The sequence below is a fragment of the Gordonia sp. C13 genome, assembly GCF_023218005.1.
In the GTDB taxonomy this organism is placed as follows: Bacteria; Actinomycetota; Actinomycetes; order Mycobacteriales; family Mycobacteriaceae; genus Gordonia; species Gordonia namibiensis.
Genome location: NZ_JALPSY010000001.1, coordinates 348,536 through 372,796 on the forward strand (window position 1 = coordinate 348,536; position 24,261 = coordinate 372,796).

The window sequence follows — 24,261 nt, forward strand, 5'->3', positions numbered from 1 at the left end:
GAGCGTCAGGCGGGTACGGCGCCTGCTTGCCGCCAGCGGCCGGAGCGGATACGCCACACGACGGTCGCGAGCCGGACGACCATGAAGACCACCAGGCCCGACCAGACCCCGGCCAGTCCCCAGTCGAAGATCAGCGACAGCCAGATCAGCGGCAGGAATCCGACGAGCGCGCCGGTCAGGGTCGCGGTGCGGAGGAAGGCGGCGTCGCCGCTGCCGAGGAGGACGCCGTCGAGGGCGAAGACCACTCCGGCGATCGGCAGCATCCCGACGAAGAACCACCACGGCACGCCGATCGCGTCGAGGACGGCGTCGTCGGAGGTGAAGATGCGCGGGATGAGAGTCGCGCCGGCGGCGAAGACCGCGGCCATCGCGGTCGCGGCGACCACCGACACCCCGGTGACGCGGCGGGCCACGGTGTCGGCGACCTTGAGGCGACCACCGCCGAGCGCGGCACCGACGAGCGCCTGCGCGGCGATCGCGACCGAGTCGAGGAACAGCGCCATGAACTCCCAGAGCTGCAACACGAGCTGATGCGCCGCGACCTGCGCGACGCCGAACCGGGCAGCCACCGCGGCGGCCGAGACGAAACAGACCTGGAACGACAGGCTGCGGACGATGAGGTCGCGTGCCATCGCCAGCTGGGCGACGATGATCGTCCGGTCGGGTCGGAAACCCTTCGACTCGGTTGACGACCCGACCTCGCGGATCACCCGCACCGCGAAAAGCACACCCGTGACGCCCTGGCCGATCACGTTGGCGACGGCGCTGCCCGGCAGGCCGAGGCGCGGGAACGGCCCGACACCGTGAACCAGACCGACGACGAGAACCGCCGCGAGCGACAACCCGATGACCACGTAGACGACCGGCCGGCGCGTGTCCTGTACACCGCGCATCCAGCCGTTGCCGGCCATCGACAACAGGATCAGCGGTACCCCGAACATCGCGATGCGCATCCAGTGCGCCGCGTCGGCGGCCACCGCGGCCGACTCCGGCGACGACGCCCCGACGAGAAGCCGCATCACCATCGGGGCCAGCGGATAGGCGACCGCGACGATCACCACGCCGACCGCGACCGCGATCCAGCTGGCCTGCACGCCCTCGCGCACCGCACCGGCCCGGTCACCCGCACCGAACCTGCGCGCCGAGCGGGCCGTCGTGCCGTACGACAGGAAGGTGAGCTGGGTGCTGACGATCGAGAGGACCAGCGTGCCGACGCCGAGCGCGGCGAGCTGCTCGCCGCCCAGGCGACCGACGACCGCGAGGTCGAGGAGAAGGTAGAGAGGTGGTGCGATGAGGACCGCGAGCGCCGAGACGGTCAGCGTCGCGATCCGTGCGACACCTGCCTCGTCAGATGCCGCGGCCTCCTCCTCGCGGGTGCCGCTCAGAGTGACTCCAACAACCTCGCGACGACCTCGTCGGCGGTCCCGGCGTCGCTGTAACCGGAGGCCTGACGATGCCCTCCGCCACCGTGGGCGCGGGCGATCGGGACGAGGTCGACGATCTCCTTGGACCGCAGCGACACCGTCCACACTCCGGGTGCATTCTCCTTGAACACCGCGGCCACCTCTGCGTCGCGGGCCGTTCGGATGGTGTCGACGACGCTCTCCGACTCCTCCCAGCTCATACCGGCGAGGGCCTTCTGGTCGACGATCGCGTAGACGAGTCCCTCACCATTGCACGCCGACGGGACGATCTTCGCCGACGCGAGGACGCCGGACATCATCGAGAACCACTCGAACGGGTGGGAGTCGAAGAGGATGCGACTCCACCGGCGCGCGTCGACGCCGGTCTCCAGCAGCCGCGCCGCGATCCGGAAGGACTGCGGCCGGGCCCAGCGGAACGAACCGGTGTCGGTGGTCAGTCCGGCGTAGATGCAGGTGGCGATGTCGGCGTCGAGTTCGACCCCGAGCTCGTCGAGTACATCGAGCACGAGGACCGACGTGCAGTCGGCGGCGGGATCGATCAGGTCGAGGTCACCGAAACCGGGATTCGAGGCGTGATGGTCGATGGTGATCGACGTGTCCGCCGCGCTGAAGACCTCACCCAACGCCTCGAGGCGTTCGAGGTTCGCCGCATCGACCGACACCACCAGCGGGTGCCCGACCACCTGGTTCGGGGAGCACAGGAGTTTGCTGCCGGGCAGGCCGCCGAGGGAGGCCGGCAGCTGCTCGGAACCGGGATAGGACACCTCGACGTCGACGCCGCGACGGTCGAGGGCCAGTCCCAGCGCCAGACCGCTGCCGATGGTGTCCGCATCCGGCCGGATGTGACAGCAGATGGTCACCGCCGAAGCGGACGCCAGCTCTGCGGCGATCGCCGCACACGCCGGAGCGTTCACTCGTCGTCGCCGGCGTCGTCTGCCGAGCGATAGGGGTCGGCGTCACCGGCCGGTGATGCCTCGGCTGCGCGTCGTGCGACGAGTTCGTCGTTGGCGCGGGCGCGCGCAACGAGTTCCTCCATCTGACGGGCCGCGTCGGGCACCGTGTCGAGCATGAAACGCAGGGTCGGGGTGAAGCGGACGCCGGTACCGGCGCCGACCTTGGACCGGAGCACGCCGGTCGCCTTGGCCAGTCCTGCTGCCGCCGCCTCGTAATCGGGTTCGGCGTCGATGGATTCGCCCATCACCGTGTAGTAGACGGTCGCGTCGTGCAGATCGTTGGTCACGCGGGTGTCGGTGACCGTCACGTAGGCCAGGCGCGGATCCTTGATCTCGGTGGCGATCGCCGACGCGACGATCGTCGAGATCCGCTTGGCCAGACGTTGTGCCCGTGCTGGATCAGCCATCGGGAGTCCTTCCATGAGCGGTGCCGTGCGCGCCGGCCCGGTGTCGGGCCGACGCGCACGGACGTGGGTCGAGAGAGCTCAGAAGCGCACGCGCATCAGTCGCGCGGCTTCTCCTGCAGCTCGTAGGTCTCGATCACGTCGTCCACCTTGATGTCCGAGTAGGTCAGCGTGAGACCACATTCGTAGCCTTCGCGAACCTCGGTGGCATCGTCCTTCTCGCGCTTGAGCGACGACACGGTGAGGTTCTCGGCGACCACGACGTTGTCACGCAGCAGGCGCGCCTTGGCGTTGCGACGCATGATGCCCGACTGGACGAGGCAACCGGCGATGTTGCCGACCTTCGACGACTTGAAGATGGCGCGGATCTCGGCGCGGCCGAGCTCCACCTCTTCGTAGATCGGCTTGAGCATGCCCTTGAGCGCGCTCTCGATCTCGTCGATGGCCTGGTAGATCACCGAGTAGTACCGGATGTCGACGCCCTCGCGGTTGGCCAGCTCGGTGGCCTTGCCCTCCGCACGGACGTTGAAGCCGATGATGATCGCATCCGAGGCCGCCGCCAGGTTGACGTTCGTCTCGGTGACGCCACCGACACCGCGGTCGATGATGCGCAGCGAGACCTCGTCGCCCATCTCGATGCCCAGCAGGGCCTCTTCGAGGGCCTCGACCGTACCCGAGTTGTCACCCTTGAGGATGAGGTTGAGCTGGCTGGTCTCCTTGAGAGCCGAATCCAGGTCTTCCAGGCTGATCCGCTTGCGGCTGCGTGCGGCCAGCGCGTTGCGCTTGCGCGCATTGCGGCGGTCGGCGATCTGCCGGGCGATGCGGTCCTCCTCGACCACGAGCAGGTTGTCGCCTGCACCGGGGACCGAGGTGAAACCGATGACCTGGACCGGACGCGACGGCAGCGCCTCGGGGACGTCCTCGCCGTGCTCGTCGACCATGCGACGGACACGACCGTAGGCGTCACCGGCGACGATCGAGTCGCCGACGCGGAGCGTGCCGCGCTGGACCAGCACGGTCGCCACCGGGCCACGGCCGCGGTCGAGGTGCGCCTCGATGGCGACACCCTGGGCGTCCATGTCCGGGTTGGCACGCAGGTCGAGCGATGCGTCCGCGGTGAGCAGCACGGCCTCGAGCAGTGCGTCGATGTTCTCGCCCTGCTTGGCCGAGATGTCGACGAACATGGCGTCGCCGCCGTACTCCTCGGGCACCAGACCGTATTCGGTCAGCTGTCCGCGGATCTTCTGCGGATCGGCGCCTTCCTTGTCGATCTTGTTCACCGCGACCACGATCGGCACGTCGGCCGCCTGGGCGTGGTTGACCGCTTCCACCGTCTGCGGCATGACACCGTCGTCGGCCGCGACCACGAGGATCGCGATGTCGGTCGCCTTGGCGCCGCGGGCACGCATGGCGGTGAACGCCTCGTGACCCGGGGTGTCGATGAAGGTGATCAGGCGATCCTCACCGTTGAGGTGGGTGTTCACCTGGTAGGCACCGATGTGCTGCGTGATGCCGCCGGCCTCGCCCTCGCGGACGTTGGCCTTACGGATCGTGTCGAGCAGTCGGGTCTTACCGTGATCGACGTGGCCCATGACGGTGACCACCGGCGGACGCTGTTCGAGGTCTTCCTCGCCGCCCTCGTCCTCGCCGTAGGTGAGGTCGAAGCTGTCGAGCAGCTCGCGGTCCTCGTCCTCCGGGCTGACGACCTGGACGCGGTAGTTCATCTCCGAGCCGAGCAGCTCGAGCGTCTCGTCGTTGACCGACTCGGTCGCCGTCACCATCTCGCCGAGGTTGAACAACGCCTGGACCAGCGATGCCGGGTTGGCGTCGATCTTGTCGGCGAAGTCGGACAGCGAGGCACCACGGGCGAGACGGATGATCTCGCCGTTGCCGCGGGGCAGACGAACGCCGCCGACGGACGGAGCTTGCATGCTCTCGTACTCGGCGCGTTTTGCCCGCTTCGACTTGCGACCCTTACGGGGAGCGCCGCCGGGACGACCGAACGCACCGGCTGCACCGCCGCGGCCACGACCGCCGCCGCCACCGGGACGACCGCGGAAGCCACCACCGGCGGGTGCGCCGGGAGCGCCGCCGCCACCGGGTCCGCCACGGTAACCGCCGCCGCCGCCGCCACGGCCACCGCCGGCACCGCCACGACCACCCGGACGGGCGTCAGGACGAGCCGCACGCGAGGGCATCGCGCCGGGGCTGGGACGGGGAGGCATGTTGCCCGGGTTGGGACGCGGACCGCCCTGACCGGGAGCGGGACGACCGCCACCGGGACGGGGTCCACCCTGGCCGGCAGGTCCGGGACGGCCGCCACCGGGACGCGGGCCGCCCTGGCCGGGGCCGGGACGAGCCGCCGGGCGCGGCGCGGGAGCCGACGAGTACGGGTTGTTGCCGACACGCGGTGCACGCGGGCCGGGCTTCGGCCCGGGACGGGGACCCGGGGCCTTGGTCGGCGGCGTGGGTGCTGCCGACGCGGCGGGTGCCTGAGGTGCGGCGGGCGCCTGAGGTGCCGGGGCCGCGGGCTTGGGTGCGCCGGGGGTCGGAGCAGCGCTCGGACGCTCGGCGGCCGCCGGTGCGGGGGTCTCGACCGGGGCGGGACCCGGCTTGGGGCCGCCCGGCTTGGGTGCGCTGGTCTGGGGTCCCGGGGCGGGACGCTCGGCCGGCGCTGCCGGGGCGGCACCGGGCTTCGGCGCGCCGGACGGCTTGGGTCCGGGCTTGGCCGACTGGCGAGGAGCGGGTGCCGACGACGATCCGCCGTCCTTGGCTCCCCCGTCCTTGCCGGGGAATGATTCACGCAGTCGACGGGCCACTGGGGCCTCTACCGTCGACGACGCCGATTTGACGAACTCGCCCTGTTCCTTCAGGCGCTCGAGCACCTGCTTGCTCGTCACACCGAGCTCTTTGGCCAGTTCGTGCACGCGGGCTTTGCCTGCCACTGCTCTCCTTTGCTGGAGGCCAAGCGGCTAACCCGCTACGGCCTCGATTTATGTCCGGTACATGCTCATCGTGGGGACTTCACGGTGTGCTCATGTCTTCTGCAACCTGTTCCGGCTCCGAGGAGCCATCTTTAGTGGGTGATCACGCCGAGCTGTTCGGCGAGATCGTCCGGGTCCGCGGTCAGACCGGGGGTCCGGAGTGCCGCGGCGAAGGCCCTGCGTCGCGTCGCGACGGAGATGCACTCCGCCCTCGCATGCAACCAAGCACCACGTCCCGGCATGGTCTTCGCGGGATCGGCCACGAGCACTGGGGTGTCGTCACGCTGCTGCGCGACGACACGAACCAACTCGGTGGCCTCTGCCCGTTGCCGGCAACCGATACACATCCGTACCGGCCTGTGATTGGTTGACGTGCGGGGGGCGGATCGCTGAACCATCGATCAGTCTAGCGCGACCGGGCGGGTTGCGAACAATCGGCTGCCACTCGTGTCACTCGGGTCCCCCCTCGACCGCGGGGGCCGCGTCGGAGCGGATGTCGATCCGCCAACCGGTCAGCCGGGCGGCCAGACGGGCGTTCTGCCCCTCCTTGCCGATGGCGAGGGAGAGCTGATAGTCCGGCACGACGACCCGGGCCGCCTTCGCGGCCGCGTCGACCACGGTGACCGATACAACCTTCGCCGGGGACAGAGCATTCCCGACGAACACACCGGGATCGGAATCGAAGTCGATGATGTCGATCTTCTCGCCGGCCAGTTCGCTCATGACGTTGCGCACACGCTGACCCATCGGGCCGATGCACGCGCCCTTGGCGTTGAGCCCGGCGACACCGGTGTGCACGGCGATCTTGGACCGGTGGCCGGCCTCGCGGGCGACCGCGACGATCTCCACCGAACCGTCCTCGATCTCGGGCACCTCGAGCGAGAACAGCTTGCGGACCAGGTTCGGGTGGGTACGCGACAGCGTGATCTGCGGTCCGCGGGGGCCGCGGCTGACGCCGACGACGTAGCACTTGATGCGGTCGCCGTGGGTGTAGACCTCGCCGGGTACCTGCTCGGCGGGCGGGATGACGCCCTCGGTGCTGTTGGCATCGCTGCCGATCTGCACCACGACCATGCCGCGGGCGTTGGCGCGGGAGTCCTGCTGCACCACGCCGCCGACGATCTCGCCCTCGTGTGCCACCAGGTCACCGAAGTTCTTCTCGTTCTCGGCGTCGCGGAGGCGCTGCAGGATGACCTGGCGTGCGGTGGTGGCCGCGATCCGGCCGAAGCCCTCGGGGGTGTCGTCCCACTCGTGGACGACGTCACCGTTCTGGTCGAGTTCCTGTGCCATCACGCGGACTGCACCGGACTTGCGGTTGATGTCGACACGCGCATGCGGCGCGAAGCCGTCGGTGTGACGGTAGGCGGTCAGCAGGGCGGTCTCGATGGCGGTGATGACCGTCTCGATCGAGATGCCCTTGTCGGCCTCGATCATGCGCAGTGCGCCGATGTCGATGTTCATGGGGTCTGGCTCCTATTCACTTGTCGCCGCTGTTCACTTGTCACTGCTGTTCAGTTCTTCGGTTGTTCAGTTGTTCGGTTGTTCAGTTGTTCAGTTGCGTGCGGTCGCGCGTCCGCCGGCGCTCGATCTCGTCGGCGTCGAGGCCGCAGAGTTCGAGTTCGGCGACGCTCGGCTGCGAGAAGTCGACCTGCACCACGGCTCTCGTCACGGCCTCGAGCGGGATGGTCTCCACCGCGATCCGTCCGCGGTGGTTCATCACGATCTCGACGCTGGTCTCGTCGAGCTTGCCGATGCGGCCGGTGAGGGTCCGCTCCTCGCTCCCCTCGACCGGGGCGAGGTCGACGGCGACGCGGCGTCCGGTGTTGCGACGCCAGTGCCGCGGGAGGGTCAGGGGACGATCGACGCCGGGCGAGGTCACCTCGAGGACATAGGGGTCCTCGTCGGCGAGTTCCGGTACCGCGTCGAGGACCTCGGAGATCCGGTTGGACAGATCGGCGAGAACGTCGAGGTCGCTGCCGCCGTCGCGATCGACGACGATCGTCAGTTCGTCCTGGCCGTCGCGTCGGTTGACGATGACGTCTTCGAGGTCGAAACCTTGCTCCACGACAAGCTTTTCGACGAGTTCACTCACCTGCGGCGGGCTGATCGGCATGCCACTCCCCTCGTCTTCAGTTGTCGGGCCGTGCAGGGTCTCGCACGAAGTTGCTCCGACACATCCTAGTGGATCCCGAGGCATGCCCCGACCACCTTCGTTTCGCGGCTGGCATCATGTGTCGCGTGACCACATTGGATCGGCGCACCGTGCTGCGCGGAGGACTCGTGGCAGGGGTCGCGGTGGCCGGCCTGGGTGCCGTCGGCGTGTCGGGCTGCAGCACCGGGCCGTCGGAGGAGGCCAGGACCGCCGAGCGGCTGGTACCGCTCGTGCGCAGTGCCCTCGGCGACGAGAAGAGTGCCCGATCACTCGCCGGCGCCGAGCCGCGATATGCCGCCGCCCTCGCCGTTGTCGCAGACCAACGCGCCGAGCACGCACGGGCGCTGCGTGAGGAGATCATCCGGCTGGACCAGGGCGTCGCGGCCACCATCGACGAACCGGCCCCCTCTGCGGCACCCGCACCGGGCGGACCGCCGACCCTGGTGGGCCTGCGCGCCGGACTCGAGCAGTCCTCCGGCGAGGCGCGCGATGTGGCGATCTCCCTGTCCGGATACCCGGCCGGTCTGGCCGGATCGGTCGCGGCCGCCGTGACCTCGATGCGAGAGGTGCAACTGGCATGACCAGCCCCGTCCCCTCCCCGGCGGCCGACACCGGCGATCCGCTCGTCGTCGCCGCCGACGCCGAGAACGCCGCGATCTTCACCTACGGGGTGATCACCGCATTCGTCGCGGCCGCGCGCCGACGCATGGTCGGCGACTACGCCGCCGAGCACCGCGCCCGCCGGGACGAGATCGACCGGGCCATCACCGCCGCCGGTGGCACACCGCCGCTGGCCGCGGCCGGTTACACGCTTCCGGTGGAGGTCACCGACCCCGAGACCGCCGCTCGGGCAGCCCTCGCGGCAGAGGTCGACTGCACCACCGCATACCGGGCGTTGCTCGAGCAGGCCGACGACGAGCCGGGTCGCCGGATCGGCGTCGACGGTCTGTCGGATTCTGCGGTCCGCGCCGCCACGTGGCGTGCACTGCTACAGGAAACCCCGGTCACGGTCGCGTTCCCGGGGTCTCCTGTCTCGGGTTGATCAAGAGCAGGGGCTGAGTCTCAGCCGCGCGCCGCGGCGACGACCGCGTCCACTGCGCCGTCGACGGCCACCTCGGTGGCCTCCCCGGTGAACCGGTCGCGGATCTCGATGGTGCCGTTGGCATAACCGCGTCCGACGACCACGACCGTCGGCATGCCGAGGAGCTCGGCGTCCTTGAACTTCACGCCGGGCGAGGCCTTGCGGTCGTCGAGGAGCACCTCGAGTCCGGCGGCGTCGAGGTCAGCGGCGAGCTGCTCGGCACCGGCGATCGCGGCCTCGTCCTTGTTGGCGATGACCAGGTGAACCGCGAACGGCGCCACGGTCTTCGGCCAGCGCAGCCCCTTGTCGTCGTGCGACTGTTCGGCGATGACCGCCACCAGACGTGACACACCGACTCCGTAGGAGCCCTGGGTCAACCGGACCGGCTTGCCGTTCTCACCGAGTACGTCGACCTCGAAGGCGTCGGTGTACTTCTGCCCGAGCTGGAAGATGTGTCCGATCTCGATCCCCTTGGCGCTCAACAGCTTTCCCGCACCGTCCGGCGACGGGTCGCCGTCGCGCACCTCGGCGGCCTCGATCGTGCCGTCCGGGGTGAAGTCACGGCCGGCGACCAGCCCGAACGTATGGCGGCCGGGTTCGTCGGCTCCGGTGATCCACGAGGTCCCGTCGACCACGCGGGGGTCGACGAGGTAGCGGACACCGTTGGCGTACAGGGCCTTCGGACCGATGTACCCCTTCACCAGGAACGGGTTGGCGGCGAAGTCCGCGTCGGTGAGCAGTTCGACCTCGGCCGGCGAGACGGAGGCCTCGAGACGCTTGAGGTCCACCTCGCGGTCGCCGGGCACACCGACGCCGACGATCTCGGGATCCTTGCCCGGCGCATGAAGTTTCACCATCACGTTCTTGAGGGTGTCGGCGGCGGTGTACTCGCCGTCGAGGTTCGCATTGGCCCACTCGACCAGGCTCGCGATGGTCTCGGTACCCGGGGTGTCGTGCACGACCGCCTCGGGCAGGCCGTCGATCGGCTTCGGGTCGGGCGCATGCGTGACGACCGCCTCGACGTTGGCCGCGTAATTCGACTCCAGGCATCGCACGAAGGTGTCCTCGCCGACCTCGGACTCGGCCAAGAACTCCTCGGAGGCGCTGCCACCCATCGCGCCGGAGGTGGCGGAGACGATGACGTACTTGATCTGCAGGCGCTCGAAGATCTTCTGGTAGGCCTCGCGGTGCAGGTTGTAGGCCTTCTTGAGGCCGTCGTCGTCGAGGTCGAAGGAGTAGGCGTCCTTCATCACGAACTCGCGGCCGCGGAGGATGCCCGCGCGCGGACGCTCCTCGTCGCGGTACTTGGTCTGGATCTGGTACAGGATGACCGGCATGTCCTTGTAGGACGAGTACTCGCCCTTGACCAGGGTGGCGAAGAGCTCCTCGTGCGTGGGTCCGAGGAGCATGTCGGCACCCTTGCGGTCCTTGAGGCGGAACAGGGCGTCGCCGTACTCGGTCCAGCGGTTGGTGGCCTCGTACGGTTCGCGCGGCAGCAGCGCCGGCAGCAGGATCTCCTGGCCGCCGATCGCGTTCATCTCCTCGCGCACCACCTTCTCGATGGCCTTGAGCACGCGCAGACCCAGCGGGAGCCAGGAGTAGACGCCGGGCGCGACGCGGCGGACGTAGCCCGCCCTCACCAGCAACTTGTGGCTGGGCACCTCGGCATCGGCCGGGTCGTCGCGCAGGGTCCGCAGGAACAGGGTCGACATGCGTGTGATCACGACAAACCAGCTTAGTTATGGTGTTCCGGTGCTCGTCATCCTCCCTCCCTCCGAGACCAAATCCGACGGTGGGCACGGGGCTCCCCTCGATCTCGACAGCTTGTCGTTTCCCGAGCTGAATCCTGTCCGCAAACGGATCGGCGAGGCCATCGTCGACCTCGCCTGCGACCTCGACGCCAGCCGCAAGGCACTCGGCCTGGGCGCCACCCAACTCTCCGAGGTGGACCGCAACGCCGACCTGTGGCTCTCCCCCACCCGGCCGGCCATCGAGCGCTACACCGGCGTCCTCTACGACGCCCTCGACCACGCCTCGCTCACCAAGGCGGGCAAGACCAAGGCCGCCGAACGCCTGGCCATCGGCTCGGCCCTGTTCGGTGTGGTGCGCGCCGCCGACGCGATTCCCGCCTACCGGCTGTCGGGTGGATCGAAGCTGCCCGGCATGCCGACGCTGGCGTCGATCTGGAAACCGGAGCTGTCGCCCGCACTCGACGCGGTGGAGGACTTCGTCGTGGACCTGCGCTCGGGGGTGTACCAGCAGCTCGGCCCGGTCAAGGGTGCGGTCACCGCGACGGTGATGACCGAACAGCCCGACGGCTCACGCAAGGTCGTGAGTCACTTCAACAAGCACTACAAGGGCCTGATGGCGCGCGAACTGGTGCGCACACGACGCAACGTGCGCGACATCGACGGTCTGGCCGCGGTCCTGTCCGACGCCGGTCAACGCGTCGAGATCGCCGCACCCGACCAGATCGTCGTCATCACCGACTGATCACTCGACGCCCGCGTCGGCTGCTTCCTGGGCGGCCTGCCCCTCGGCGACCTGTTCCGGGGTGAACCGCATGAACAGCACGACGACCGCGGCGATGACCGCGATGCCGGCGCAGGCCGCGAACGCGAGACCGTAGCCCTCCGCCTGCGCGGCCAGCTGTGCCGGGTTCATCGTCTCGACGGGTGCGGTGGTGCCGCCCTTGGACAGCGCCCGCGACGTCACCATCGCACCGACGACCACGAGGCCGACCGCACCGCCGAGGTTCTGCGCGACCTGCGCGAGCGCGGTCAGCGGACCGATCTCGTTGGGTCCGACTCCGGCCACCACGGACAGGGTCAGCGGGATGACGGCGAGGCCCACGCCGAAGCCGATCACGATGACCGGCAGGAAGATCCCCGGGAAGTAATCGGGGGCGTCGGTGGCGATCGACGAGGCGTAGAAGCAGCCGGCGAGGATGACCGCGCCGCCGACCAGGACCAGCCAGCGAGGCTGGATCATCAGCGCGAGCTTCGACGCGATCGCCGCGGCGATGCCGAGTCCGAAGGCGAAGGGCACGACGGCCAGACCGCTCTGGATCGGCGAGTACTTCAGAATTCCCTGCAGGTACAGCGAGATGAAGACCGCCATGCACATCATGATCATGCTGGCGAACAGGATCGCCCCGAGCGCCGCGACGCGGGAGGTGTTGTCGAACAGCGAGAACGGCAGGATCGGGTTGGCGGCGCGGCGCTCGACCACCACGAAGGCGATGAGCGCCAGTACGCCGAGCACGAACGAGCCGATGACGACGGGCGAACCCCAACCGTTGGGACCCTCGTTGACGCCGAGCACCAGCAGGGTGCAGCCGAGGGTGCCGAGCACCGCGCCGGGGACGTCGAGCGGCAGACGCTCACCCTGCGATTCGCGCAGCGCGATGATCGCCCCGATCACGACGACCAGGCCGATGGGCACGTTGATGAGGAACACGAGTCGCCACGACACCTCGGTCAGCACGCCGCCCAGGATCAGGCCGGCGACCGAGCCGACGCCGGTCATCGCCGCATAGATGGCGAAGGCCTGGCTTCGGGGTTTGCCCGGCGCGAACGTGGTCGCGACCAGGGCCATCGCGGTCGGGGCGGCGATCGCGGCCGACGCCCCCTGCAGCGCTCGGCCGACGATCAGGCTCCCCTCGTTCCACGCGAGACCGCACAGGAGTGAGGTCAGGGTGAAGGCCACGACGCCGACGATGAACATCCGCTTGCGGCCGAAGGTGTCGCCGAGGCGGCCACCGAGCAGCATCAGTCCGCCGAAGGCCAGGACGTAGCTGGAGATGACCCAGTTGGCGCTCGACTCGGAGAGGCTGAGGGCGTCGCGAATCCGTGGGAGGGCCAGCGCCGCGACGGTGCCGTCGAGCACCATGAGCAGCTGCATTCCGGACAGCACCAGGATCGGCAGTCCGAAGACCGGACGGAACTGGGAGGTGTCCACAGTTCCAGCGTGCACGGATCCGGGATTCGACATAAGGCACGACGGTACCGGCCGAGCGCGCCGATGTGCCAATCCCTGTTGGTTCGGTGTCCCGGATCGTGCGGCTCAGGCGCCTTCGGTGAACGCGGCCACCTGGCCGATGACGACGATGGCCGGCGGTCGCAACCCCTCGGCCTCGGCGACCTCGGCGGCATGCGCGAGATCGGTGCGCAGCAGTCGCTGTGTCGGCAGCGATCCGTTCTCGATCATGGCGACCGGGGTGTCGGCGGGCCGGCCGCCCTCGAGGAGTGCGTCGGCGAAGACGTCGACGCGTTCGACGGCCATCATCAGCACGAGGGTGCCCCGCAGCTTGCCCATCGCCGACCAGTCGATCAGCGAGTCGGGGTGCCCGGGCGGGACGTGACCGGAGGCGATGACCACCTCGTGGGTGACGCCGCGGTGGGTCACCGGGATGCCGGCCGACGCGGGTGCGGCGATCGAGCTGCTGATGCCCGGCACCACGGTGACCGGTACACCAGCGGCGACGCAGGCCTGCAGCTCCTCGAAGCCGCGACCGTAGACATAGGGGTCGCCGCCCTTGAGCCGGACGACGAACTTGCCCTCCCTGGCGCGCGCCACGAGGACGTCGTTGATGGCCTCCTGCTTCATCGCGCGGCCGTAGGGAACCTTGGCGGCGTCGATGATCTCGACCTGCGGGCCGAGTGACTCGAGCAGTTCGGCTGGCGCGAGACGGTCGGCGACGACGACGTCGGCCTCGGCGAGCAGTCGCTGACCCCGCACGGTGATGAGGTCGGGATCTCCGGGACCTCCGCCGACCAGCGCGACACCCGGGGCGTGCGGCTCGACGTCGTCGACGGTCAGCGAGCCCTCGGCCAAGGCGCGGCTGATCGCGGCGCGCAACGCGGCCGACAGCTTGTGGTCGCCACCGGCGAGGACGCCGAACTGGACGTCGCGGTGCCGGGCGGACGCCGGGGTGACCGCGGTTCCGTACTGTGCGTCGTCGGCGCGCACGCAGAAGGTGTGGCGGCGTTCGGCCTCGGCGACGACCGCCGCGTTGACCGCCGGGTCGTCGGTGCAGGCCATGACGTACCAGGCACCTTCGAGGTCGCCGTCGGCGTACGCGCGGCGGGTCACGGTGATGCCCTGGAACGACTCGACGGCCGGCGTCGGGTCGATGGCGATGACGTGCACGTCGGCTCCGGCCGCGATGAGGTTCGGCAGCCGACGCTGTGCGACGGAACCGCCGCCCACGACGACCACCCTGCGGCCCGCGAGGTCGAGGCCCACGAGGTAGTGACCAGACATGGGACGAAACACTACCGGGCGGCCGCCACGTCCCCGGCGCCCGCCGGTGTGATCTACAGCTGCCCCCGGCCCGATCTAGAGCGGCAGTTCCCCGGTACGGCGAATGTGGGCCCAGACGTCGGCGGCCGGCACACCGAGCCGGTGCGCGGCCGACTGCAACAGCGCCCCGAGCAGCTTGGAACTGCAGTAGGAGGCATCGAGCGCGTCGTCGGCGCTCATGCGGATCTCGTTCCACCACGCCGGGTTCCGGTCGGCGGCCGCCTCGGCCATCGAGATCGCCGTGGCGAAACCGCGATCGCAGTCCACCCGCGCCGGCTGTGTGATCGTCATGCGCGACCCCGGGCCCGCTCGCGCTGCAGGGCACGCTCGCGCGAGGCCTCGAACTTCTCGACCTTGACGTTCATGTCCTCGAGGAAGGCGGCGAGCTGTTCGCGGTAGTGCTCACCGAGCGGACCGAAGTCCTCGCGTTCGAAGATGCGCCACTTGCGCAGCACCGGCATGACCACCTCGGACATGTGCTGCGGCAGGTCGTAGATGCCGCCCTTGGCGATGAGCACCGCGTTGCGCCGGAAGTTCGGCATGGTGGCGCCGGGCATCTGGAAGTTGGAGACGATCGCGTAGATCGCGGCCATCGTCTGGTCGGGCACCAGGTCGAGGGCGCCGGCGACGATGTTGCGGTAGAAGAGCATGTGCAGGTTCTCGTCGGCCGCCACGCGCTGCAGCATGCGGTCGGCGATCGGGTCGCCGCAGGCCTTTCCGGTGTTGCGGTGCGAGACGCGGGTGGCGAGTTCCTGGAAGCTGACATAGGCGACGGCATAGAGCATGTCGAAGCTGTGGTCGCGCTGTCCGTCGTCCTCGGGCAGCGGGTTGAAGCCCGACGTCATGTGGGCCATGCGGATCTCTTCGAGCTCGACCGGGTCTACACCGCGGGTGACGACGAGGTAGTCGCGCATGACCACCGAGTGGCGGTTCTCCTCGGCGGTCCACCGGCCGACCCACCAGCCCCACGCGTCGTCGAGACTGAAGTTCTGGGCGATGACCCGGTGGTACGACGGCAGGTTGTCCTCGGTGAGCAGGTTGGTGATCATCGCGGCCTTGGCGGTCTCCGACAGCTGCGACTGTTCCGGGTCCCAGTCGATGCCGCCGAGCATCGCGAAGTTGCGGCCGGAGTCCCACGGCACGTAGTCGTGCGGATGCCAGTCCTTGGTCATCCGCATGTGACGCTCCACCTCGGTCTCGCACACGGGTAGCAGTTCGCGCAGCAGGTCCGATCCGGTCATCCCGCTGTTGGTCAGTTCCGGGGGTCCGATGAGGGTGGTCACGTGCTCTCCTGGTCCGAAGGTCGGGTGGGACAGGCGGATCGAGAATCCGTCGACAACCACTGTGCGCGCCGGGACGGGTGTTGCTCGTGGGGAGAAAGTCCCGCTTCGATGGGGGCAGACGTCGCGAATATGGCCGGGACCCGGTCGCGGCCGACACAACGCCCGGTTGTGAGTTCTCGCAGCTGAGAAGGTCCGGTACGTTCAGATCATGGCTGACGATTCGACCCCCACACCGGTTCGCGTCTACCTCGTCGACGACCACGAACTCGTCCGACGCGGACTCCGCGACCTCCTCGGCACCGCAGACGACATCGAGGTCGTCGGTGAGGCGGCATCGGTCGGTGAGGCCCTCGTCGGCATCCTCGCGACCAAGCCCGACGTGGCCGTGCTCGACGTCCGGTTGCCCGACGGCAACGGTGTCGAACTCTGCCGCGATGTCCGTGCCGCCGAACCGGACGTGAAGTGCCTGATGCTGACGAGTTACGCCGACGACGACGCCCTGCTCGCCGCGGTGCTCGCCGGAGCGTCGGGCTTCGTGCTCAAGCAGATCCTCGGCCACAACCTCGTGGCCGCGGTCCGCACCGTCGGACAGGGTGGTTCGCTGCTCGACGACCGGTCGACCGCCGCCCTGCTGGCGAAGCTGCGCGACGGCAGGCAGGAGGAGAAGGACCCGCTGGCCGAGCTGACCCATCAGGAACGCGAGGTGTTCAACCTCATCGGCGAGGGTCTGACGAACCGCCAGATCGCCGAGCGGATGTTCTTGGCGGAGAAGACGATCAAGAACTACGTGTCCCGCATCCTCGGCAAGCTGGACATGCAGCGCCGCACCCAGGTCGCGGTGATGGCGACCAAGCTGCGTGACGGCAGGAACTAGCCGGTCAGGGGTACCGACCAGGTCAGCGTCGTCCCGCCCTCCTCGCGGTTGCCGCGCGGGCGGGTCACGACACTGAACGTCCCGTCGCATTCCTCGGCGCGGCGGGTCAGGTTCTCCAGCCCGCGATAGGTGACGTCGGTGCCGATACCGACCCCGTCGTCGGTGATCTCGACCGTCAGCACGTCGTCGGCACGGACCGCGACGGCGATGTGTTCGGCCTGCGCGTGCCGCAGCGCGTTGCTCAGCCCTTCGCGCAGCACCGCGTCGATATGGGGTCCCAGCGTGTCCGGCACCACGGTGTCCACGGGGCCGTCGAACTGGACGCTCGGCGAGATCGACGCGTGCCCGGACAGTTCGGAGACGATGTCGAGGACGCGGCGCCGCAGGGTCGACCCGTCGGCACCGGCGGTGACCGTCTGCAGGTCGAAGATCGACGTCCGGATCTGCGCGATCGTGCGATCGAGGTCGGTCATGATCTGTTCGAGCCGCGCGGTGGCGGCGGCGGGATCGGTTGACCCGGCCAGAAGCGTCTGCACCGACATGCCCACGGCGAACAGTCGCTGGATCACGTGGTCGTGCAGGTCGCGCGCGATGCGGTGGCGGTCCTCGAGCACCTCGAGGTCGCGGGCGATCTGCTGCTGCTCGGCGTAGACGACGGCCAAAGAGGCGATCTCGGCGACGCCGGCCAGTCCGGCGATCTCCTCGGAATCCCAGTACGGGCGGTTGCGGTGGGTGATGATCATCCAGCCGAAGGCGCCCGAGGCCCGCTGCAGCGGCTGCACGGTCGTCCAGCGGGCACCCCGACGCACCAGCGACGGCGCGATGGTTCCGGCGCGCAGGACGGTGATCGCGTTCGCATGCGGTGCGGTGAAGCTGTCGATGTCGATCCGCTCCCCGGTGTGACCGCGCAACTCCACCTTGCCGTCGAGTTCGGTGAGGAGGAAGACGTCAACCGCACCCACCAGGTCGGCGACGTCGACACACATCCGGGACATGGTGTCCGACAGGGCGATACCGGCGAGCGGCTCCGAGCCGCGCCGCGCCAGCACCTGCATCCACTGGTGTCGGGTGCGGGCCCGTTCGAAGAGTCCAGCGTTGTCGATGGCGATACCGGCGGCCACCGCGAGCACCGCGACCACCGTCTCGTCGACCTCGGAGAAGTCGTCGGCCGAACGCTTCTCGGTGAGGTAGATACTGCCGAAGACCTCCCCGCGCACCAGGATCGGCGCACCGAGGAAGGTACGCATCGGCGGGTGGTTGGGCGGGAACCCGACCGAGGTCGGATGCGACCCGAGGTCGTGGATGCGGTGCAGCCGCGGGTCGTCGATCAGCAGCCCCAGCACGCCACGGCCGACCGGCAGGTGACCCATCGTCGACCGCTGCGCCTCGGTGATCCCGATGTGGACGAACTCGCTCAGACCGCCGTCGGGACCGCGGACCCCCAGCGCGCCGTACTGCGCGTCCACCAGACCGGCGGCCACCTCGACGATGCGCTGCAGGGCACGGTCGAGTTCGACGCCCTGACCGACCACGAGCACGGCCTCGAGCAGCTGGCGCAACAGTTCGGGGTCGTCCGCGCCGTGGGTCGCCAGGGCGTCGAGGGTCTCGCGGAGTCGGCGTGCCGTCATGGGCGAGCCCGCGTCGAGGAGTTTGTCGGCATCGTCCACGACGAGGAGCCTACTCGGGACACGAAGCGGTACAGCGCCTCCGGGATGGCCGCCGGGTGCAGGTGCAGATACGACGCGTGGACCGCATCGGTGACGACGCCGTCGGTGGCGGGCCGCCCCTCGACGTCGCGCCACGCCCACGCGGGCGACGTCGTGTCCCCGACTTGCACGGTGCTTCGGTGGAATTCGTGCCCGGTGACGCGCTCGCCGGCACGGAACAGCACCGAGTCGCCGACGGCGACGGCGTCGCGGTAGCCGAGAGTCAGCTTCGGTCCGAAGCTGCCGGTGATGTCGAGGACTCCGCTCATCGGGCGGTCGTCGAGGCGGTCGGCCAGGTAGACCAGACCGGCGCATTCGGCGTGGATCGGCCGGCCCGCGGCCGCGTGTGCACGCAGGTCGGCCCGCAGTTCGTGGTTGGCGCCGAGTTCCTCGGCGTGTTCCTCCGGGAAGCCGCCGCCGATCACGACGCCGGTGGTGTCCGGCGGAAGCCTGTCGCACAGCGGGTCGAACGCGACGACCTCGGCGCCCGCGGCCTGCAGCATCTCGGCGTGTTCGGCGTAGCCGAAGGTGAACGCCGCTCCCCCGGCGACCGCGACGACGGGCCGCGTAGCCGAGGCGGGTGTGCCGTCGAGAAAGGGAGCGAGGGCCTCGGCCGCCGACCATTGCGCGACGTCGGGGATCCGACGCTGCCGAGCCGCGGCCACGATCGCCGGCAGATCGAGTGCGTCGCGCAGGCGAGCGGTCATCGACGCGACGGCAGCGACCGCGTCGGCGCTGCGCTCGGCAGCGGGGATGAGTCCGAGGTGTCGGGACGGCACGGTCAGCGACGGGTCGCGACGCAGCACGCCGAAGACCCGGACGCCGACGCGGGCGCACGCCTGGCGCAGCACCATCTCGTGCCGCGGCGAGCCGACCCGGTTGAGGATGACGCCGGCGATGTGGACCGACGAGTCGTAGGACAGGAACCCGTGCAGCACCGCGGCGAGTGACTGGCTGTGCCCACCTGCGTCGACGACCAGCACCACGGGTGCACCGATGATCGACGCGACGTGTGCGGTCGAGCCGATACCGAGCGCGTCGGTGCCGGCGGCGTCGGGGTCGTCGCTGGTGATGCGGCCGTCGAACAGCCCCATCACACCCTCGACGACGGCGATGTCGGCGCCGGCCGAACCGTGGGCGAACAGTGGTGCGATCAGGTCTTCGCCCACCAGATTCGGGTCCAGGTTGCGGCCCGGGCGCCCGGCGGCGACGGCGTGGTAGCCGGGGTCGATGTAGTCGGGACCGACCTTGAACGGGGCGACCCGGTGACCGGCCGCGCGCAACGCGCCGATGAGTCCTGTCGTCACCGTCGTCTTACCGCTGCCCGAGGACGGGGCAGCGATCACGACCGCCGGTGTCGCACGGGACATGGTCACCACTCGATGCCCTTCTGGCCCTTGCGGCCGGCATCCATCGGATGAGCGATCTTGCGCATCTCGGTCACGAGATCGGCGGCGTCGACGAGCGCCTGCGGTGCGCGACGGCCGGTGATGACGACGTGCTGACGTCCGGGGCGCCGGGCGAGCGTCTCGATGACCTCGTCGGTCTCGACCCAGCCCCAGGCGAGCGGATAGGTGAACTCGTCGAGCACGTAGAAGTCGTGTTCGCCGGCGTCGAGCCGACGGGCGATCTCGGCCCAGCCGGCGCGCGCCGCGGCGGCATGGTCGTCGGCGTGCTCGGTGTTGGCCCGCAACCACGACCATCCCTGGCCCATCTTGTGCCACTCCACCGGACCGCCGGCGCCGGTGTCGATGTGGCACTGGCCGAGAGCCAGCAACGCCGACTCCTCCCCGACCTTCCACTTGGCGCTCTTCACGAACTGGAAGACCGCGACCCGCAGACCGGCGTTCCACGCGCGCATGGCCATGCCGAAGGCAGCGGTGGATTTCCCCTTGCCGTCGCCGGTGTGGACGGCCAGCACGGGCTGGTTCCGGCGCTGGCGGGTGGTCAGGCCGTCGTCAGGAACCGAGGCGGGAACCCCTTGGGGCACTGGATGTCTCCTTCAGTAACCGGTATCAGGCCGCACCGCGGGTCAGCGCGGTCGCGGACAGCTCGTCCATGGTCAGCAACTCGGCGCCGAGGTGGGAGGCGAGGTCGGCGGCGAGGCCGAGCCGCACCATCCCCTGCTCGCAGTCGACGACCACCGACTCGATCCCCCGGCGCCGGATCGCCGACGCCGCGAGCCGCGCCCGTGCCGGGGCATCCCGGCCGGAGGTGGCGCGACCGTCGGTGAGGACGACGACGAGCGGCCGACGATTCGGTTCGGTGCGGCGACAGCGTTCGACGACGTCGCCGGCCAGGGTCAGCCCCTCGGCCAGCGGCGTCCGGCCACCGGTACGGATCTCGGCGAGGCGGCGCACCGCGATGTCCACCGACTTGGTGGGCGGCACGGCCAGCGTCGCGGTACCGCCGCGGGCGACGACCACGGCCACCCGGTCGCGACGCGTGTAGGAGTCCCGCAGCATCTCGACGCACAGTTCTGCGACCGCGGTGAGCCGGCGGCGGGCGGTCATCGATCCGCTCAGGTCCACCACGAAGACGACGAGATTGGATTCCTGGCCGATGCGTTCGGCTGCGCGCAAATCGGGTGCCGCGATCCGGACCGACGACTGCGGCGCCCGGCCCACCGCGGCGAGGACGGTGGCGAACAGGTGCACCGGCCGGCCGTCGGCGAAGTCGACGGCGTGGGTCGTGTGCCCGCGCCGGCTGCGCGCCTTCGACCGGCGGCCGGGGTCGCCGTCTCCGACCCCGGTCACGCGGAGCGCACGCACCCGGCGCCCCGTCGGCGTCGGGGCGGCACCGAAAGCGGGCCCGGGGGCCCGCTGCGACCTGGGCTCCGAGTCTTCGTGCGTATTGGCCTCTTCCGAGGACCCTGAGGATTCCGACGACTCCCCCGGCTCCGGCGCACCCCCGCCCGGTCCGCCGTCCGGCGGTGTCGGGTCGTCGTCCGGGGGCTCGGGAGAGTCGGAGCCGGCGGCATCCTGGCCGGCCGACATCGCGTCGTCGATCTGGTCGTTCGAGAGACCGGATTCGTCGAAGGGATTGCGGCGCCTGCGATGCGGCAGGGCGAGTTCGACGGCGGCCCGCACGTCCTCCTCGGCCACCGTCGTGGCCCCGCGCCAGGCCGCGTGTGCGGCGGCGGTGCGCGCGACGACGATGTCGCCGCGGAGTCCGTCGACGTCGAGGTGGGCGCAGATGCCGGCGATGCGGCGCAGTTCGCGCGTCGGGACCTCGACCTCGCTCGCTGTTTCCCGGGCCGCGTGAATCCGCTGTGCCAGATCGTGTTCGGCCTCGGCGTACTCGGCGGCGAACGCGTCCGGGTCGGCGTCGAACGCCATCCGCCGCCGGACGACCTCGACACGTTCATCGAGATCCTTGCCTGCGGCGACGTCGACCGCGAGCCCGAAGCGGTCGAGCAGCTGCGGGCGCAGCTCCCCCTCTTCCGGGTTCATGGTGCCGACGAGCACGAAATCCGCTGCCTGCGTGTGGGATACGCCGTCACGCTCGATGGTGACGCGCCCGCTGGCTGCGGCATCGAGCAGGACGTCGACGAGATGGTCGGCGAGCAGGTTGACCTCGTCGATGTAGAGGACCCCCCGATGGGCCCGGGCGAGGAGTCCGGGGGTGAACTCCGCGCGCCCGTCGCGCAGCACGGAGGTCAGGTCGAGGGAGCCGATCACGCGATCCTCGGTCGCGCCGATCGGCAGTTCGACGACGCGCCCGGACCGTTCGTCGCCACCGATCAACGGGCCGAGCCCGCGCACGATGGTGGACTTGGCCGTCCCCTTCTCGCCGCGGATGAGGACGCCGCCGATGCTCGGCGAGATGGCGGACAGGATCAGGGCCAGCTTGAGCTGATCCTGTCCGACGACCGCGCTGAAGGGATAGCGGACCGGGGCCGGATCCGAGACGTCGGTCATCGCGGGCCGGAACGGAGCATCGACACGTGTGGGATCCCGTCCTCGAGGTACTCGTCGCCCTCGGCGACGAAGCCGAACTTGCCGTACATCTCGGTCAGGTAGGCCTGCGCCTCGATCCGGCAGGGACGATCCCCGACCTCGTCGAGCGCAACCGTCAGGAGCCGGGCGACCAGCCCACGACCGCGATGCGCGCGTGCCGTACAGGCACGGCCGATCCGGTACACGGTTCCGGCGTCCGCACCCGGCGGCTCCTCGAGGAGTCGCAGGGTCGCCAGCACGGCATCGTCGTCGGGTTCGCCGCTCTCGGTGATCCAGAACTGACGTGTCGTCGGCTCCAAATCGCGACCGTCGATCTCCGGGTACGGGCAGGCCTGCTCCACGACGAACACGTCGACCCGGAGCCTCAGGATCCGGTACAGCGTGGCCGCATCGATCTCGGCTGCCGTACTGCGATGTACCTGCGGGCGCTGGTCGTGCTGCGGTTCAGGGCTCATGTGTCGTGGTTAGCACAGATGACCGCCCGGGATCACCCCGCGGTGGCGGGGGCGAGCGCGCCGGACTCGACGGTGCTCGCGTCGCGACCGGTCAGCCGCAGGGACTTGTTGGTCCAGTCCCACACCTGTCGGTACAGGTCACGGTTGCCGTTGAGCTTCTGACCGAACGACGGGATGATCTCGGTGAGCTTCGGCGACCAGCCGGCGTATTCGGCCGGGAAGCACTTCTCGAGCACCGAGAGCATCGCGGGGACGGCGGTCGACGCGCCCGGGGACGCACCGAGCAGACCGGACATGGTGCCGTCCTCGGAGGTCACGACGGCCGTGCCGAACTCGAGCTTGCCGCCGACACCCGTCTTGCGGATGACCTGGACGCGCTGACCGGCGGTGATGAGCTCCCAGTCGGCCCCGAGCGCACGCGGCACGAACTCCGACAGCGTGTTGACGCGGTCGGCCTTGTTCGCGGCGAGCTCGCTGATGAGGTACTTGAGCAGGCCGAACTCCTGCGGCGCGATCGACACCATCGGCAGCAGGTTGCCCGGCTTGATCGAGGCGGGCAGGTCGGTGATCTTGCCCGACTTGAGGAACTTGGGCGACCAGCCGGCGTACGGACCGAACAGCAGGCCCGGCTTGTGGTTGATGACACGGGTGTCGAGGTGCGGCACCGACATCGGCGGCGCGCCGACGGCGGCCTGGCCGTAGACCTTGGCCTGGTGCTCACCGATGAGGTCGGGGTTGGTGCAGCGGAAGAACTCGCCCGAGACGGGGAAGCCACCGAAGCCCTTGGCCTCCTTGATGCCCGACTTCTGCAGCAGGTGCAGGGCACCGCCGCCGGCACCGACGAAGACGAACTTCGCGTGGACCTTCAGGACGTCACCGGTCCGGCCGTTGCGGACCTTGACGATCCAGCTGCCGTCGGACTGCTTGGACAGGTTGGTCACCGAGTGACCGAAGTAGATGTCGGCGCCCTGCGCGACGTAGTTGAGCAGCTGCTGGGTCAGCGCACCGAAGTCGACGTCGGTGCCCTGGTCGAACCAGTTCAGCGCGACGGGGTCGGAGAAGTCGCGACCGGCCGACATCAGCGGGAGTCGCTTGGTGAACTCGGCCGGGTCGTCGATGAACTCCATGCCCTCGAACAGGGTCTGGCCCGCGAGGTTGTCGTAGCGCTTGCGCAGGTACTTCACGCCGGCGTCGCCGTGGGTGAAGGCGACGTGCGGGATCGGGTTGATGAACTCCGAGGGATCGCCGAGGATGCCCTGGTCGACCGCGTGGGCCCAGAACTGGCGAGACACCTGGAACTGCTCGTTGATGTTGAGCGCCTTGGTGATGTCGACGTCGCCGTCGGCGGTCATGGGCGTGTAGTTGAGCTCACACAGCGCCGAGTGTCCGGTGCCCGCGTTGTTCCACGGGTCGCTGCTCTCGGCGGCAGCGGCGTCGAGCCGTTCGAACAGGCTGATCGACCAGTCGGGCTGCAGCTGACGGAGAAGCGCTCCCAGGGTGGCACTCATGATGCCTGCACCCACCAAAGCCACGTCGGTCTTGATCACCGTTTTCGACACCTGGACTCCACTTCGAGCTCATCAACGATCTTTTCATCGGCCATTGTCCAGCATGGCACGTTCTGTCACAGAATCGACCTGCTCAACTGTGGTATCCGTGACACTTCCGCGGCGCCCCCTGCC

General features: G+C 69.6%; 22 protein-coding genes. 4 read left to right on the forward strand and 18 right to left on the reverse strand.

Annotated elements, in window-relative coordinates; all coding sequences use genetic code 11:
- Window positions 1-5: 5 nt before the first annotated feature.
- The 7 genes from M1L58_RS01645 to rimP all read right to left on the reverse strand — a co-directional run bounded on the left by M1L58_RS01645 (window position 6) and on the right by rimP (window position 7,878).
- A complete protein-coding gene (locus M1L58_RS01645) occupies window positions 6-1,385 on the reverse strand; it encodes an MATE family efflux transporter (RefSeq protein ID WP_248657705.1) in 1,380 nt (459 codons plus the stop codon).
- Window positions 1,382-2,338 (reverse strand): DHH family phosphoesterase, encoded by a 957-nt coding sequence (locus M1L58_RS01650; RefSeq protein ID WP_248657589.1) that lies wholly within the window; start codon window positions 2,336-2,338, stop codon window positions 1,382-1,384. The genes M1L58_RS01645 and M1L58_RS01650 overlap by 4 nt, the downstream gene beginning before the upstream one ends.
- Window positions 2,335-2,784 (reverse strand): 30S ribosome-binding factor RbfA, encoded by a 450-nt coding sequence (gene rbfA / locus M1L58_RS01655; protein ID WP_006866500.1) that lies wholly within the window; start codon window positions 2,782-2,784, stop codon window positions 2,335-2,337. The genes M1L58_RS01650 and rbfA overlap by 4 nt, the downstream gene beginning before the upstream one ends.
- Window positions 2,785-2,879: 95 nt before the next feature.
- A complete protein-coding gene (gene infB, locus M1L58_RS01660; protein ID WP_248657590.1) occupies window positions 2,880-5,726 on the reverse strand; it encodes a translation initiation factor IF-2 in 2,847 nt (948 codons plus the stop codon).
- Between the two features lie 131 nt (window positions 5,727-5,857).
- Entirely contained in the window at window positions 5,858-6,112 is a 255-nt protein-coding gene (locus M1L58_RS01665) for a YlxR family protein (protein ID WP_248657591.1), read from the reverse strand.
- Between the two features lie 103 nt (window positions 6,113-6,215).
- Complete coding sequence (nusA, locus tag M1L58_RS01670; protein WP_006866885.1) at window positions 6,216-7,226, reverse strand: transcription termination factor NusA; 1,011 nt, start codon at window positions 7,224-7,226, stop codon at window positions 6,216-6,218.
- Between the two features lie 82 nt (window positions 7,227-7,308).
- On the reverse strand, window positions 7,309-7,878 hold the full coding sequence (rimP, locus tag M1L58_RS01675) for a ribosome maturation factor RimP (protein WP_248657592.1): 570 nt from the start codon (window positions 7,876-7,878) through the stop codon (window positions 7,309-7,311).
- Between the two features lie 116 nt (window positions 7,879-7,994).
- On the opposite strand from rimP, the gene M1L58_RS01680 reads away from it, so the two are divergent.
- Window positions 7,995-8,498 carry a hypothetical protein gene (locus M1L58_RS01680; RefSeq protein WP_051992540.1) on the forward strand — a complete coding sequence of 168 codons (504 nt, stop codon included), beginning with the start codon at window positions 7,995-7,997 and terminating at the stop codon, window positions 8,496-8,498.
- A complete protein-coding gene (locus tag M1L58_RS01685; protein ID WP_127962920.1) occupies window positions 8,495-8,959 on the forward strand; it encodes a ferritin-like domain-containing protein in 465 nt (154 codons plus the stop codon). The genes M1L58_RS01680 and M1L58_RS01685 overlap by 4 nt, the downstream gene beginning before the upstream one ends.
- 20 nt (window positions 8,960-8,979) lie before the next feature.
- Here the strand turns inward: M1L58_RS01685 and M1L58_RS01690 are convergent, their stop codons facing one another.
- On the reverse strand, window positions 8,980-10,710 hold the full coding sequence (locus M1L58_RS01690) for a proline--tRNA ligase (RefSeq protein ID WP_248657706.1): 1,731 nt from the start codon (window positions 10,708-10,710) through the stop codon (window positions 8,980-8,982).
- Here M1L58_RS01690 and yaaA point away from each other — a divergent pair.
- Window positions 10,709-11,491 (forward strand): peroxide stress protein YaaA, encoded by a 783-nt coding sequence (yaaA, locus tag M1L58_RS01695; RefSeq protein ID WP_248657593.1) that lies wholly within the window; start codon window positions 10,709-10,711, stop codon window positions 11,489-11,491. The genes M1L58_RS01690 and yaaA overlap by 2 nt on opposite strands.
- Here yaaA and M1L58_RS01700 read toward each other — a convergent pair whose 3' ends face one another.
- The 4 genes from M1L58_RS01700 to M1L58_RS01715 all read right to left on the reverse strand — a co-directional run bounded on the left by M1L58_RS01700 (window position 11,492) and on the right by M1L58_RS01715 (window position 15,585).
- Window positions 11,492-12,991, reverse strand: a complete 1,500-nt coding sequence (locus tag M1L58_RS01700) for a DHA2 family efflux MFS transporter permease subunit (RefSeq protein ID WP_248657594.1) — start codon at window positions 12,989-12,991, stop codon at window positions 11,492-11,494.
- A gap of 72 nt (window positions 12,992-13,063) precedes the next feature.
- Window positions 13,064-14,263: a uroporphyrinogen-III C-methyltransferase gene (gene cobA / locus M1L58_RS01705; RefSeq protein ID WP_006866878.1), complete on the reverse strand. Its 1,200-nt coding sequence runs from the start codon at window positions 14,261-14,263 to the stop codon at window positions 13,064-13,066.
- 75 nt (window positions 14,264-14,338) lie between these two features.
- A complete protein-coding gene (locus tag M1L58_RS01710) occupies window positions 14,339-14,593 on the reverse strand; it encodes a hypothetical protein (RefSeq protein WP_127962916.1) in 255 nt (84 codons plus the stop codon).
- Complete coding sequence (locus tag M1L58_RS01715; protein ID WP_006866876.1) at window positions 14,590-15,585, reverse strand: acyl-ACP desaturase; 996 nt, start codon at window positions 15,583-15,585, stop codon at window positions 14,590-14,592. The genes M1L58_RS01710 and M1L58_RS01715 overlap by 4 nt, the downstream gene beginning before the upstream one ends.
- A 208-nt stretch (window positions 15,586-15,793) precedes the next feature.
- Here M1L58_RS01715 and M1L58_RS01720 point away from each other — a divergent pair, with 208 nt between their 5' ends.
- Complete coding sequence (locus M1L58_RS01720; protein ID WP_006866875.1) at window positions 15,794-16,459, forward strand: response regulator; 666 nt, start codon at window positions 15,794-15,796, stop codon at window positions 16,457-16,459.
- On the opposite strand, the gene M1L58_RS01725 is transcribed toward M1L58_RS01720, so the two are convergent.
- The 6 genes from M1L58_RS01725 to mqo are packed head-to-tail and all read right to left on the reverse strand — an operon-like array spanning window position 16,456 to window position 24,138.
- A complete protein-coding gene (locus M1L58_RS01725) occupies window positions 16,456-18,087 on the reverse strand; it encodes a GAF domain-containing sensor histidine kinase (protein ID WP_154881954.1) in 1,632 nt (543 codons plus the stop codon). The two genes, M1L58_RS01720 and M1L58_RS01725, sit on opposite strands and share 4 nt — an antisense overlap.
- Entirely contained in the window at window positions 18,084-19,535 is a 1,452-nt protein-coding gene (locus tag M1L58_RS01730; protein ID WP_248657595.1) for a cobyrinate a,c-diamide synthase, read from the reverse strand. Before M1L58_RS01730 ends, M1L58_RS01725 begins: the two co-directional genes overlap by 4 nt.
- A gap of 2 nt (window positions 19,536-19,537) precedes the next feature.
- Entirely contained in the window at window positions 19,538-20,155 is a 618-nt protein-coding gene (cobO, locus tag M1L58_RS01735) for a cob(I)yrinic acid a,c-diamide adenosyltransferase (protein WP_248657596.1), read from the reverse strand.
- A gap of 25 nt (window positions 20,156-20,180) precedes the next feature.
- On the reverse strand, window positions 20,181-22,085 hold the full coding sequence (locus M1L58_RS01740; protein ID WP_248657597.1) for a VWA domain-containing protein: 1,905 nt from the start codon (window positions 22,083-22,085) through the stop codon (window positions 20,181-20,183).
- On the reverse strand, window positions 22,082-22,579 hold the full coding sequence (locus M1L58_RS01745) for a GNAT family N-acetyltransferase (RefSeq protein ID WP_006866869.1): 498 nt from the start codon (window positions 22,577-22,579) through the stop codon (window positions 22,082-22,084). The genes M1L58_RS01740 and M1L58_RS01745 overlap by 4 nt, the downstream gene beginning before the upstream one ends.
- Window positions 22,580-22,611: 32 nt before the next feature.
- Window positions 22,612-24,138: a malate dehydrogenase (quinone) gene (gene mqo, locus M1L58_RS01750; protein ID WP_248657598.1), complete on the reverse strand. Its 1,527-nt coding sequence runs from the start codon at window positions 24,136-24,138 to the stop codon at window positions 22,612-22,614.
- Between the last annotated feature and the right edge of the window lie 123 nt (window positions 24,139-24,261).